The organism is Aquabacter albus (genome assembly GCF_040049275.1).
GTDB lineage: Bacteria > Pseudomonadota > Alphaproteobacteria > Rhizobiales > Xanthobacteraceae > Aquabacter.
In genome coordinates, this window is the sequence record NZ_JBDZDT010000010.1 from 1 (window position 1) to 12,951 (window position 12,951).

General features: G+C 67.1%; 13 protein-coding genes. 9 read left to right on the forward strand and 4 right to left on the reverse strand.

Annotated features, from left to right (window positions below; all coding sequences use genetic code 11):
* From ABLE91_RS23360 to serA, 4 genes are all read left to right on the forward strand, one after another.
* Nucleotides 1–96, forward strand: a 96-nt coding sequence (locus ABLE91_RS23360) for an IS3 family transposase (RefSeq protein ID WP_348930610.1), incomplete at its 5' end; no start/stop codon positions are given.
* Between the two features lie 282 nt (nucleotides 97–378).
* The gene (locus ABLE91_RS23365) at nucleotides 379–1,860 is read left to right on the forward strand and encodes a methyl-accepting chemotaxis protein (protein ID WP_348934789.1); all 1,482 of its coding nucleotides are present in this window, start codon (nucleotides 379–381) and stop codon (nucleotides 1,858–1,860) included.
* 114 nt (nucleotides 1,861–1,974) lie between these two features.
* Nucleotides 1,975–3,150, forward strand: coding sequence for a phosphoserine transaminase (locus tag ABLE91_RS23370; RefSeq protein ID WP_348934791.1), 1,176 nt, complete (start codon nucleotides 1,975–1,977; stop codon nucleotides 3,148–3,150).
* A gap of 214 nt (nucleotides 3,151–3,364) precedes the next feature.
* Nucleotides 3,365–4,951: a phosphoglycerate dehydrogenase gene (gene serA, locus ABLE91_RS23375; RefSeq protein WP_348934793.1), complete on the forward strand. Its 1,587-nt coding sequence runs from the start codon at nucleotides 3,365–3,367 to the stop codon at nucleotides 4,949–4,951.
* Nucleotides 4,952–5,211: 260 nt separating this feature from the next.
* Here the strand turns inward: serA and ABLE91_RS23380 are convergent, their stop codons facing one another.
* The 4 genes from ABLE91_RS23380 to ABLE91_RS23395 form a co-directional block, all read right to left on the reverse strand.
* On the reverse strand, nucleotides 5,212–6,156 hold the full coding sequence (locus tag ABLE91_RS23380; RefSeq protein WP_348934795.1) for a DMT family transporter: 945 nt from the start codon (nucleotides 6,154–6,156) through the stop codon (nucleotides 5,212–5,214).
* A 98-nt stretch (nucleotides 6,157–6,254) separates the two neighbouring features.
* The gene (locus ABLE91_RS23385) at nucleotides 6,255–6,830 is read right to left on the reverse strand and encodes a disulfide bond formation protein B (protein WP_348934797.1); all 576 of its coding nucleotides are present in this window, start codon (nucleotides 6,828–6,830) and stop codon (nucleotides 6,255–6,257) included.
* 11 nt (nucleotides 6,831–6,841) lie between these two features.
* On the reverse strand, nucleotides 6,842–6,994 hold the full coding sequence (locus tag ABLE91_RS23390; protein ID WP_348934798.1) for a DUF5993 family protein: 153 nt from the start codon (nucleotides 6,992–6,994) through the stop codon (nucleotides 6,842–6,844).
* Between the two features lie 266 nt (nucleotides 6,995–7,260).
* Entirely contained in the window at nucleotides 7,261–8,175 is a 915-nt protein-coding gene (locus ABLE91_RS23395) for a LysR family transcriptional regulator (RefSeq protein ID WP_348934799.1), read from the reverse strand.
* A 107-nt stretch (nucleotides 8,176–8,282) separates the two neighbouring features.
* On the opposite strand from ABLE91_RS23395, the gene ABLE91_RS23400 reads away from it, so the two are divergent.
* The 5 genes from ABLE91_RS23400 to ABLE91_RS23420 are packed head-to-tail and all read left to right on the forward strand — an operon-like array spanning nucleotide 8,283 to nucleotide 12,916.
* Nucleotides 8,283–8,609, forward strand: a complete 327-nt coding sequence (locus ABLE91_RS23400) for a Dabb family protein (protein ID WP_348934801.1) — start codon at nucleotides 8,283–8,285, stop codon at nucleotides 8,607–8,609.
* A 49-nt stretch (nucleotides 8,610–8,658) separates the two neighbouring features.
* Nucleotides 8,659–9,741 carry a maleylacetate reductase gene (locus ABLE91_RS23405; RefSeq protein WP_348934803.1) on the forward strand — a complete coding sequence of 361 codons (1,083 nt, stop codon included), beginning with the start codon at nucleotides 8,659–8,661 and terminating at the stop codon, nucleotides 9,739–9,741.
* Between the two features lie 3 nt (nucleotides 9,742–9,744).
* Nucleotides 9,745–11,106, forward strand: coding sequence for an amidohydrolase family protein (locus ABLE91_RS23410; RefSeq protein WP_348934804.1), 1,362 nt, complete (start codon nucleotides 9,745–9,747; stop codon nucleotides 11,104–11,106).
* Between the two features lie 10 nt (nucleotides 11,107–11,116).
* Nucleotides 11,117–12,019 (forward strand): NAD(P)-dependent oxidoreductase, encoded by a 903-nt coding sequence (locus ABLE91_RS23415; RefSeq protein WP_348934806.1) that lies wholly within the window; start codon nucleotides 11,117–11,119, stop codon nucleotides 12,017–12,019.
* Nucleotides 12,020–12,028: 9 nt separating this feature from the next.
* The gene (locus tag ABLE91_RS23420) at nucleotides 12,029–12,916 is read left to right on the forward strand and encodes an intradiol ring-cleavage dioxygenase (RefSeq protein ID WP_348934807.1); all 888 of its coding nucleotides are present in this window, start codon (nucleotides 12,029–12,031) and stop codon (nucleotides 12,914–12,916) included.
* Nucleotides 12,917–12,951 lie beyond the last annotated feature (35 nt).

The following is a 12,951-nucleotide window of genomic DNA, read 5'->3' on the forward strand; positions in this document are numbered from 1 at the left end:
GACTACATCGAGCGCTTCTACAATCGCCGACGCAGGCACTCGACGCTAGGCTATCTGAGCCCGATCGAGTTCGAGGAGCGAGCTAAATTAGCTTAACCTGGTGTCCACAAAACCGGCGGCAGGCCAATGCGAGATGCGGAGGCTCGCCTGACATGGCGCCCTTCCAACGTCAGCGGATTCCTCTGTCGCTGGGCGCAAGGGGCGCCCCATGAGCGCCGCCGGCCAGCATGGCTTAGGTGACATTTCTCCCAAGCGGGCGCCTGCCGTCCGTGGGTTTGCGGCAGGTCAAGGCTCGCGCAAGCTCGCTCCGGCACCAGAGACCCTCGCGTCCGATTAAGTCGGACGTTCGCACGCGCGTGCGCAGATGGAGGTCCTGAGATGGCATTCGGCTCGGTTCAAGTGTTGCGCAAGACCACCGCTCCGTCCGCCATCGACACGAAGCTCCTGGACCACCTGCCGGTCGGCGTCATGCTGTGCGACCCGCGCAGCTTCGTGATCTCGTACGTCAACGCCAAGTCGTTGGAATTGCTGCAGTCCATCGCCCATGCCTTGCCGGTGAAGCCGGAAGAGGTGGTGGGCGCGCCCATCAGCATCTTCCATGACGGTCCGGACCCGAAGAAGAGCCTCCTCGCCAATTCCCCGAAGCTGCCCCACAAGGCGGTGGTCGCTCTCCGCGGCGAGGTGCTGGAATTTCACATCGACGCGGTTCGCGATCCGCAGGGCCGGCCCCGCTACGCACAACTCACCTGGAATGTGAAGACGAAGGGCGCCGCGACGGACGCCCACACCCAGCGTCTCCTCCAGATGGTGGATGAGATGCCCATCAACGTGATGACCTGCACGCTGGGCGATTTCCGCATCGACTATGCCAACAAGGCGAGCCTCGCCACCCTGCGCCGCATCGAGCGCTACCTGCCCATCAAGATCGACCAGCTCGTCGGGTCCTCCATCGACATCTTCCACAAGCAGCCCACCCATGTGCGGGCCATCCTTGCCGATCCGAAGAAGCTGCCGCATTCGGCGCGCTTCCGCATCGGGCCGGAGACCATGGACCTGCGCGCCTCCGCCATCATGAATGCCGATGGCAGCTATGCCGGCCCTATGATCACATGGTCCCTCGTCACCGAGACCGTGGCCATCGCGAATGGCGTCACCGAGGTGGTGGACGCCATGAAGCGCACCTCAGAGACGGCCGAGGCGTCCAGCCAGCGCCTGCTGAGCCTGACGGAGCGCTCCGAGCAGATGGCTTCGGCGGTGTCCACCGCCGCGGTGGAGATGTCGGCGTCCTTCGACGAACTCTCCAACCAGATCCGCCGCGCCAGCAACATGTCGCGGGAGACCTCGGACAAGGCGGGCGCCACGGACAAGCTGGTGCGCAGCCTGGACGAGAGCGTGGAGCATATCAGCACCGTCACCACGCTGATCGAGAAGATCGCCTCGCAGACCAATCTCCTGGCCCTCAACGCTACCATCGAGGCGGCGCGGGTGGGGGAGCTGGGCAAGGGGTTCGCAGTGGTCGCCCAGGAGGTGAAGGCGCTGGCGCTCCAGACCGCCAAGGCGACCCAGGACATCCGCCTCCAGGTGGGCGCGGTTCAGGAAGCGAGCGGGGCGGCGGCCGACGCCGTGTCCGAGATCACCGGCAATATCGGCCAGCTCAGCGAGGTGTTCGTCGCCCTCTCCGCCGGCATGGACGAGCAGTCCGCCACCAGCCGCGAGGTGAGCGAGAGCATCACCGGCGTCTCCCAGGCGTCCGCCCAGATCCGCGATGCGGCCGGGGGCGTGAGCTCGGTTGCCGGAGAAGTGTCCGGCTTTGCCGAACGGCTCGGCGGCGAGGTGGCGGGCCTGCTGAACCGCCGGTAACGCGGCGCCGCCTGTTCACTGATATTTTCCTTGCGCCGGACCTGAGGCGGGCCTATCTCCCGCGGCGGGACACTCCTCCCCAACGAGGAGCGCCCATCTGCGAGGATGGACTACATGACGACGAATGATGCTCCGGCCACCCGTCCGGAAAACCCCAATTTTTCCTCCGGCCCCTGTGCCAAGCGTCCCGGCTGGACGCTGGATGCGCTCCGCGATGCGCCGCTCGGCCGCTCGCATCGCGCCAAGATCGGCAAGGCGAAGCTGAAGGAAGCCATCGACCTCACCCGCGACGTGCTGAACGTGCCGGCGGATTATCGCATCGGCATCGTGCCCGCGTCCGACACGGGCGCGGTGGAGATGGTGCTGTGGTCCATGCTGGGCGCGCGCCCGGTGGACATGCTCACCTGGGAAAGCTTCGGCGAAGGCTGGGTGACGGATGTCGTCAAGCAGCTCAAGCTGGCCGACGCCCGCGTGCTCAACGCCCCCTATGGCGAGCTGCCGGACCTGAAAGCCGTCGACTTCACCCATGACGTGGTCTTCACCTGGAACGGCACCACGTCCGGCGTGATGGTGCCGGACGCGGAGTGGATCCCCGCCGACCGCCAGGGCCTCACCATCTGCGACGCCACCTCGGCGGCCTTCGCCCAGCGTCTCGACTTCGCCAAGCTCGATGTGGTCACCTTCTCCTGGCAGAAGGTGCTGGGCGGTGAGGCGGCGCACGGCATGCTCATCCTCTCGCCCCGCGCCGTGGAGCGGCTTGAGACCTACAAGCCCGCCTGGCCGCTGCCGAAGATCTTCCGCCTCACCAAGGGTGGCAAGCTGATCGAAGGCATCTTCGAGGGCGAGACCATCAACACCCCCTCCATGCTCTGCGTGGAAGACTATATCGACGCGCTCCGCTGGGCGCAGGCGGTGGGCGGTCTTTTCGGCCTCCAGGCGCGCTCGGACCGCAATTTCGAAGCCATCGCGCAGTGGGTGCACCGCACCCCGTGGGTGGACTTCCTTGCCAAGGACCCGGTCACCCGCTCCAACACCAGCGTGTGCCTGAAGGTGGTGGACCCGGAGGTCACCGCGCTTCCCGCCGAGGCCCAGGCGGCCTTCGCCAAGGCCATTGCCGGCGGGCTGGAGAAGGGCGGCATCGCCTACGACATCGGCGCCTATCGCGACGCCCCTCCCGGCCTGCGCATCTGGTGCGGCGCCACCGTCGAGCGTTCCGACGTGGAAGCGCTGACCCACTGGCTCGACTGGGCCTATGGCGTCGCCAAGGGCTCGCTGTCCCAGGCGGCGTGAGGGTTTTCTAAGGGCGCAATAGCTCCCTCTCCCTCTCCCGCTTGCGGGGGAGGGCCGGGGAGGGGGCAGACGCTACCCTTCCAATTTCCTGACGTCATCCGGCCTGCGGCCGGCCCCCTCCCAACCCTCCCCCGCAAGCGGGAGAGGGCTTGAATGACCGGCCTGCTGCATGCGCGCGGCCGAACTCGCAAACCCTCATCCCGGAGCCCACACCATGGCCCCCCGCGTTCTCATTTCCGACGCCCTGTCCCCGGCCGCCGTCCAGATCTTCAAGGATCGCGGCATCGAGGTGGATTTCCAGCCGGCCCTTGGCAAGGACAAGGACAAGCTCGCCGAGATCATCGGCAATTATGACGGCCTCGCCATCCGCTCGGCCACCAAGGTCTCCCCGAAGATCCTGGAGAAGGCCGCAAACCTGAAGGTGATCGGCCGCGCCGGCATCGGCGTCGACAATGTGGACATCCCGGCCGCCACCGCAAAGGGCGTGATCGTGATGAACACGCCGTTCGGCAATTCCATCACCACCGCCGAGCACGCCATCGCCATGATGTTCGCGCTGGCCCGCCAGATCCCCCAGGCCGACGCCTCCACCCAGGCCGGCAAGTGGGAGAAGAACCGCTTCATGGGCGTGGAGCTCACCGCCAAGACGCTGGGCATCATCGGCTGCGGCAATATCGGCTCCATCGTCGCCGAGCGTGGTGTGGGCCTGAAGATGAAGGTGATCGCCTATGATCCCTTCCTCTCGCCCGAGCGCGCCGTCGACCTCGGCGTCGAGAAAGTGGAGCTGGACGACCTGCTCGCCCGCGCCGACGTGATCACGCTGCACACCCCGCTCACCGAGAAGACCAAGAACGTCCTCTCGGCGGAGAACATCGCCAAGGCCAAGAAAGGCGTGCGCATTATCAACTGCGCCCGCGGCGGCCTGGTGGACGAGGTGGCCCTGCGCGCCGCGCTGGATTCCGGCCATGTGGCCGGCGCGGCCTTCGACGTGTTCACCGAGGAGCCGGCGGAGACCAACCCGCTGTTCGGCCACCCGAACGTGGTCTGCACCCCCCATCTCGGCGCGGCGACCACAGAGGCGCAGGAGAATGTGGCGCTCCAGGTGGCCGAGCAGATGAGCGATTACCTGCTCTCGGGCGCCATCTCCAACGCGGTGAACTTCCCCTCCATCACGGCCGAGGAAGCGCCCAAGCTGAAGCCCTTCATCGAACTGGCCGAGAAGCTCGGCTCGTTCGCCGGCCAGCTCACCGACACCGACATCAAGACCATCCGCATCACCTATGAGGGCGCGGTGGCGGACCTGAAGGTGAAGGCGCTGACCAGCGCGGCGGTGGCGGGCCTGCTGCGCCCGGCTCTCGCCGACATCAACGTGGTCTCCGCGCCGAGCGTCGCGAAGGAGCGCGGCATCGTGGTGGAAGAGACCACCCGCGCCGCCGAGGGCGATTTCGACAGCCTGATCACGCTCACCGTGGTGACGGACCAGTATGAGCGCTCGGTCTCCGGCACGGTGTTCGCGGACGGCCTGCCGCGCATCGTCAACATCAAGGGCATCAAGGTGGACGCCGAGTTCGCCCCGTCCATGATCTACGTGACCAACGAGGACAAGCCGGGCTTCATCGGCCGCTTCGCGAGCCTGCTCGGCGATGCGGGCGTCAACATCGCCACTTTCGCCCTCGGCCGCGACCGGCAGGGCGGCGATGCCATCGCGCTGGTGGAAGTGGACGGCCCGTTGCCGGCCGAGGTGCTGGCCAAGGTCGAGGCGCTGCCCCACGTGAAGCAGGCAAAGCCGCTGGGCTTCTGAGCTACATAAGAGCAAGCGGCGGACAGGCGCACTTTGTCCTGGACAAGCGACGGCGTAGCCGGAGCGCAGATCCGGGACCCAGCGTGAGAGTCCGCCGCAGGCGCTTCAACCCGCCATTGCCGCCACGCGGCGATGGCGCGGGGGCGCAGGTCGCGGGTTGACGGCTTCGCCGGAGTCTTGCGCTGGGTCCCGGATCTGCGTTCGAGCTGCGCTCTCACTTGTCCAGGACAAAAAAGGCCGCTGGTGCTCCTGGCGGCCTTTTACATTTCCGGCGCGGGGTCTGTGCGCGCGCCGCCTTTGGCGCGGGTGGCGGTGATGATGCCGGCGATGACGAGGGCATAGCCGAGCCCGTGGAACCACTCGAACGCCTCGCCCAGGAACACGATGGCGAGCGCGGAGCCGAACACCGGCATGAGATGGAAGAACGGCGCCGCCCGGTTCGCGCCCACCAGCTCCACGCCCCGGTTGAAGAACAGATAGGCGATGAGCGCGGGGAAGATGCTCACATAGAGCAGCACCGCGATGGTCTCCGCATTGAACGTCAGGGTCAGGCCGCTCTGCGCCTCCCAGATGGCCGCGGGGATCAGCAGCAGCGCGCCGAAGCCCATGATCACCGCCAGGAAGGACAAGGCGCTCAGCGGCGGGCGGATGCGCAGGATGGCGGCATAGAAGGAATAGATGACGAGGGCGGCGAGGATCCACATGTCGCCCGCATTGGGCTTCAGGTGCAGCAGCACGTCGAGATCGCCCCGGCTGATGATGACGGTGACGCCCAGAAGCGAGATCAGGATGCCGATGGTTTGGCCGCGCGAGAGCCGGTCGCGGAACAGAACGAGGCTCCACAGCGCGATCAGCAGCGGCGAGATGGACTGGACCAGGAGCCCGTTCAGGGCCTGCGTATATTGCAGGCCGTAATAGCTCATGGCGTTGTAGCAGCCGATGCCGGCCGCCCCGAGCACCACCAGGAACGGGATGTTGTGCAGGATGATGCGCCAGTCCGCCCGCAACTGCCGCCAGGCGAACGGCAGGATGATCAGCGTGGCCACCGACCAGCGCACGCAGGCCAGCGTCACCGGCGGGATATGCCCCGCCACATACCGGCCGAGCACGATGTTGCTGGACCAGAAAAGGGCGGTGAGGCTCAAGAGGAGATAGGGGGCGTCGTACAGGCGCCGGCCGATGCGGGCGAGCGGGGAAGAAGACATGGACATTCCTGACGTGCCTGCGGTTTAGCCGCCGCAGGCCGTCGGGGAAAGACAAACTTTCGCAGCAGATCCATCAGCGATGCTGATGGATCTTCAAGCTATTGGCCGAGCAGGTTTTTCAGAGCCCCGTCCTGCAGCAGCATGTAGGAGGTGGGATTATCAGGGCAGAGGCCGCCCGCGCATTCCAGCACCGTGGAGACGCCGTTGCCCAGCGCCATGAGGGTGGCGATGACGAGGCTCGCCAAAGCCAGCATGGAGAGGGGCGAGAGCGGCACGTCGCGCGCCGCGAACTGCCGGTCGAACAGCAGCATGACGGCGGCGCCCAGCACGATGAAGAAGAAGACGATGGTGGCCCAGGCATAGAAGTGCATGCCGAAGAAGGCATCGCCATAGGTCCCCGTGCCGGGAACGATGTGCAGCAGCGTCTGCCGCCCCGCAACGAGGCCGCCGACAATGGCACCCAGCATCATCATGGCATAGTGGCTCGGCCGCGGGCCGAACTTGATGTTGAGCGCAAGGCCGAAGCCGGCGACGACGAAGCCCGCCCGCTGCAGGAGGCAGAGCGGGCAGGGCAGATCGCCATAGACGAGCTGGTCGAAGAAGGCGACGCCGAGCACCGCCGAGATGGCGAGGAGCCCGAGGGCGTTTAGGGTGCGGGAGAGTTCGATGGACATGGCGCGCCCTCTCACAGAACGAGATTGAGAGAGTCGGTGGCGTGCAGCTTGAACAGCACGAGCAGCGCGGCAAGGGACGCCGCGAACAGGACGATGGACGCCACACGCTGGCCCGCCAGGACCAAAGCGAGCGCGATGAAAATTCCAAAGAACGGCAAGCTCATCATCGGCATATCCCCCACGGCCCGAATCCGAGGCCGCACTTTAAGGGGGAACGCATTGAAGGAAAACGGGAAAGTCTTGAGCCGGGGGATGGATGATGGGGCATGAGTAAAGAAGAGCCGTCATGCCCGGACTTGATCCGGGCATCCACGCCGGGCCGATGGCGCAGACCTCGCAGCACTTCTCTGGCGGAACCCCGTGGATGCCCGGATCAAGTCCGGGCATGACGACCGTGGGAAGATGGGTTCTCCGCGGACCTGCTACCCCTCTAACCCGCCCAGATCTGGCTGGAGGAGTTCTTGCGCACGTAGTTCACCAGGAAGTCCGTGAACACGCGGATCTTGGCCGGGAGCTGCACCCGGTTCTGGTAGGCGATGTTCATGGTGAGCATGGGAAGTTCCCAGTCCAGCAGCACGGGCACCAGGGTTCCCGCCTCAATATCCCCCTGCACGATGTAGAGCGGCTGGATGAGGATGCCGAGCCCGTGGAGCGCGGCTTCCCGGATGATTTGCCCGTCATTGCTGTCCAGCGCGCCGGAAATGCGCACGGTGCGCTCGATGTCGCCCTTGGTGAGGCGCAGGGAATAGGGGTCTGCGGCGAGATTGTAGACCAGCATGTCGTGGCGCGTGAGGTCGGCCGGCTCCTTCGGCATGCCGTAGCGCTCGAGATAGGCGGGGGAGGCGGCAAGCACCCGGCGCATGCGGCCGAGCCGCCGCACGATGATGTTGGTATCCGGCTCGTGCAGGCGCGTGCGGATGGCCACATCGATGCCCGCCTCGATGAAGTCGGGATAACGGTTCGCCGCCGCGATATGGACGTTGAGCTTGGGATAGAGGGCGCGGAATTCCGGCAGCATGGGCGCGAGATAGATCAGCGCGAAGGAGAGCGACGAGGTTACCCGCAGCAGGCCCTTCGGCGAGAGGGTGCGCTCGTTGATGGCCTCTTCGGCGTCGGTCAGCTCGTTCAGTACCGCGCTGCTGCGCTGGAGGAATTCCTGCCCCGCCTCGGTCAGCCAGAGGCGGCGGGTGTTGCGCTCGATGAGGCGCGCGGAGAGGCGCTCCTCAAGCGCCGTGAGATGCCGGCTCGCAGCGGCGTTGGACATGCCCAGCACCTCGGCGGCGCGGGACAGGCTGCCGAGCTCGGCGGTCTTCACGAAGACCTCGATCTGGGTGAGGCGATCCATTCTTCCGCCTGCTGGAAAAGACCGTTGCGAAAATACGGGTTTATTTCCGCGTCCCGCAAGCCAAAACTCTTCGCCAACAAAGAACCAATTTGGGTGAGGAACGCCGGATGTCCGGTCCCGTCAGGCATATCGTCATGTGGCGCCTGCGTGGTGAAACCGCCGAGGAGCGCGCTGCGGCACGCCTCAAGGTCAAGGCCGCGTTCGAGGGGCTGAAGGGCCGCATCGACGGGCTGAACCATATCGAGGTTGGCGTGGACGTCTCCGATGTGGACTATGCCTGCGACGTGGTGCTGGTGAGCGAGTTCGCCGACGCCGCCCATCTCGAGGCCTATGCCACCCATCCCGAGCATTTGCGGGTGCGCCAGGAGCTGGGTGACCTGCGCACCGCGCGGTTCCAGGTGGACTACGCCATCGAGGCAAGCGAGCGCGGCTGATTTTCCTCGGCGCGGCCTTTGGGCCGCACCCGTCACGGGGACGAACGAGATGATGGACACATTCACGTATGAGGCGCTGCCCATCCGGGTCCGGTTCGGCCGGGGGATGGTGTCGCAAGTCGCCGCCGAAGTGGCGCATCTGGGCGCGACCCGGGCGCTGGTGCTCACCACGCCGCAGCAGGAGGCGGAAGGCCGGCGCATCGGCGCGCTGCTGGGCGATGCCTTTGTCGGCGTGTTCCCCGGCGCCGCCATGCACACGCCCACGGATGTGACGGAGAAGGCGCTGGAGGCGCTGAAATCCTCTGATGCCAATTGCGTGGTGGCGCTGGGCGGGGGCTCCACCACCGGGCTCGGCAAGGCGCTCGCGCTGCGCACCGGCGTGAAGCAGGTCTGCATCCCCACCACCTATGCGGGCTCGGAGATGACCCCCATCCTGGGCGAGACCAAGGACGGGCTGAAGACCACCATCAAGTCGCTGGAGGTTCTGCCCGACTCCGTCATCTACGACGTGGACCTCACCCTGACCCTGCCGCCGGCGCTCTCCGCCACGTCAGGCGTCAACGCCATCGCCCATGCGGTGGAAGGGCTCTATGCGCAGGACCGCAACCCGGTCATCTCGCTCATGGCCGAGGACGGCATCCGCACGCTGGCGGATGCGCTGCCCATCATCGTCCATGAGCCCCACAATCTGGAGGCGCGCACCAAGGCGCTCTATGGGGCGTGGCTCTGCGGCTGCGTGCTCGGTGCGGTGGGCATGGCGCTGCACCACAAGCTCTGCCACACGCTCGGCGGCTCCTTCAACCTGCCCCATGCGGAGACCCACACTATCGTGCTCCCCCATGCGGTGGCCTACAACGCCGCCGCTGCGCCAGAGGCCATGGCGGCCATCACCCGCGCGCTCGGGGCGCCGGATGCGGCGCGGGGCCTGTTCGATCTGGTGCGGGCCTTGGGTGTGCCCCAGGCGCTCTCGCAGATCGGCATGCCGGCGGACGGCATCGAGAAGGCGGCGGACATTGCCGTCGAGAAGCCCTATTGGAACCCGCGCCCCATCGCGCGCGACGCCATCCGCGACCTGATCGCCCGCGCCTATGCCGGCGAGCGGCCCGGCGCCACCGCGCAACGGGCGGCCTGAGCCATGGCCCGGCCCATCCTCATCTCCGGCGCCGCCATCGTCTCCATGGACGACAAGGTGGGTGATCTCGTGCGCGGCGATATCTTGGTGGAGGGCGAGCGCATCGCCGCCATCGCCCCGCGCATCGAGGCGCCCGATGCCGAGCTGGTGGATGCGGCGGGCCGCATCGCCATTCCCGGACTCATCAACGCCCATATGCACACGTGGCAGACCGGGCTGCGCGGGCTCGCGGCGGACTGGACGCTGCTGGAGTATTTCCGCTGGGTGCATGCGGGCCTCGCCACCCGCTTCCGCCCCGAGGATATCGGCATCGCGACCCTCGTGGGGGCGCTCGGCCAGATCGATGCCGGCACCACGACGTTGGTGGACTGGTGCCACAACAATCCAACGCCGGACCACACGGACGCGGCGGTGGAGGCCCTGGCCGAGAGCGGCATCCGCGCCGCCTTCTTCCACGGCTCTCCCAAGCCGGATCCAAAGCCCGGCGAGCCCCATTTCTCCGAGGTTCCGCACCCTCGCCACGAGGTGGAGCGGCTGCGGCGCGGGCGCTTCGCGAGCGACGAGGGGCTGATGACCCTCGGCCTCGCCATTCTCGGGCCGCATTATTCGACGCTGCCGGTGGCGCTGTCCGATTTCCGCCTCGCGCGGGAATTCGGGCTTGTCGCCTCCATGCACCAGGGCGGCGGACCGGCGAAGACGCCGGGCGGCTGGGAGACGCTGCTGGAGGAGGGGCTGGTGGGCCCTGCCATCAACATCGTCCACGGCAACGATCTTTCTGACGACCTGTTCGCCCGGCTTGTGGAGCGGGGCGCCACCTTCTCCGCGACGCCGGAGAACGAGATGAGCCAGGGCCACGGCTTCCCGGTCACCGGCCGCCTGCTGGCTTTGGGCGCGGCGCCCTCCGTGGGCGTGGACCTCGAATCCGTGCTGGCGGGCGACATGATGGGGGTGGCGCGCATCGCGCTCGGCATGCAGCGCGCCCTCGACAATGCGAAGAGCCGCGCCGAGACGGGCGCCATCCCGGCGACTTCAACGGTGCGTGTCCGTCAGGCTCTTTCCTGGATCACCATGGAAGGCGCGCGCATGCTGCGCCAGGAGCACCGCATCGGCTCGCTCAGCCCCGGCAAGCAGGCGGACATCGTGCTGGTCGACGCGCGCTCGCTGCACCTCCAGCCGGTGCACGACCCGGTCGCCACCGTGGTGATGCAGGCCGGGCGCGGCGACATCGAAGCGGTGATGATCGCGGGCCGGTTCCGAAAGAGGGCAGGGCGCCTGGATTACCAGGGCCTCGACACAAAGCTGGCCGAGCTGGCCGCCTCGGGCACGCGCATCGTGACCGAGCTCGGCCTTCAATCGGCTGCGTAGGGAGATGAAGATGGGTGAGACGCCAACGATCAGCTGGGTCGGCCTCGGCAAGATGGGCCTTCCCATCACCGGGCGCATGGTGGAGCAGGGGCTCAGCCTGTCCGGCTATGACCGCGACCAGGGCGCCATCTCCACCGCCGCCGGCAAGGGCGTCTCGCCCGTGGCGACGCTGGCCGAGGCGGCCAGGAGCGACATCGTCTTCACCTCGCTGCCCGACGACAAGGCGCTCGCCGCCGTGGCGATGGCGGAGGGCGGACTGCTTTCCGCCATGCGGCGCGGCGCCACCCTGGTGGAGACCTCCACGGTCAGCCCGGAAATCTCAGCTGAGGTGGGCCGGGCGGCGGAAGGCCTTGGCATCGCCTATCTCCGCGCCCCGGTCTCCGGCAATGCCTCCATCGCCCATACGGGCAACCTCACCTGCTTCGTCTCCGGCCCGCGCGCGGCGTTCGATACGCTGCTGCCGGTCTTCACCTCCTACACCCGCGCCCAGAAATATCTCGGCGAGGCGGAGGAGGCACGCTACGCCAAGCTGTCCGTGAACCTCATGATCGCGGTCTCCGCCGCCATGATGGGCGAGAGCATCGTGCTCGGCCGCAAGGGCAACATCGGCTGGCAGGACATTCTCGACGTGCTGAAGGACAGCGCGGTGGGCTCGCCCATGGTCCATTACAAGGCGGCGACGCTGGCCACGCGCGATTTCAATTCCTCCTTCTCCTGCCGCCAGATGGCGAAGGATCTCGACCTCATCATCGGCGCCGGGCAGGCGGCCGAGATGTCCATGCCGCTCGCCAGCATGACGCGCCAGCTCTACGGCGCCGTGATCGGGCGTGGGGACGGCGAGGCGGATTTCAGCGCGACCGTGCGGCTCTCGGAATGGATGGCCGGGCTCGGCGAGCCGGACCTCGGCAAGTAGGAGGCCAGGATGCGGAACTTCAACCAGTTCACCATCACCGACGCTGTCCTGGAGCGCATTTCCGATGCGCCCAATCCCAGGATCAAGGAGATCAGCGAGGCGCTCGTCCGCCACCTCCACGCCTTCGTGCGCGAGGTGCGCCCGACCCAGGAGGAATGGGCGGCGGGCGTGGATTTCCTCACCGCCACCGGCCACATGTGCTCGGGCTCGCGGCAGGAATTCATCCTGCTCTCGGACACGCTGGGCGTCTCCATGCTGGTGGATGCCATCAATCACGAAGCCGGCGGGCTGATCACCGAGAGCACGGTGCTCGGCCCCTTCTATGTGCAGGGGCCGCCGGAATTCGCGGCGGGCGCGGACATTTCCGGCGGTCTTGTCGGCCAGCCCATGCTGGTGACGGGCTCGGTGAGCGCGCCGGACGGCGCGCCGCTGGAAGGCGCCATCGTCGATGTCTGGCATTCGGACGATGACGGCTATTACGACGTGCAGAGCACGGCGGAGGATGCGGGCCTTGCGGGCCGCGCGCGCTTCCGCACGGATGCTGCGGGCAAGTTCCATTTCTGGAGCATCAAGCCCGCCGCCTATCCCATTCCGCATGACGGCCCGGTGGGCAAGATGCTGGAGGCGCAGGGGCGCCATCCCTGGCGGCCGGCCCATGTGCATTTCATGATCGAGGCGCCCGGCTATGAGGGCCTCGTCACCCACGTCTTCGTCTCCGGCGACCAGTATCTGGATTCCGACGCGGTGTTCGGGGTGAAGGATTCGCTCATCCGCGACTTCCAGGTGCAGCCCGCCGGGCAGGCCGCGGACGGCCGGCAGGTGGACCGGGACTATTGCCACCTCAATTACGACTTTCACCTGAAGCCGAGCACGAAGACCGCCTCGCAGGCGGCCTGAGGACCAGCAAGACCGCAAACGCGGAGAGCCCGGAA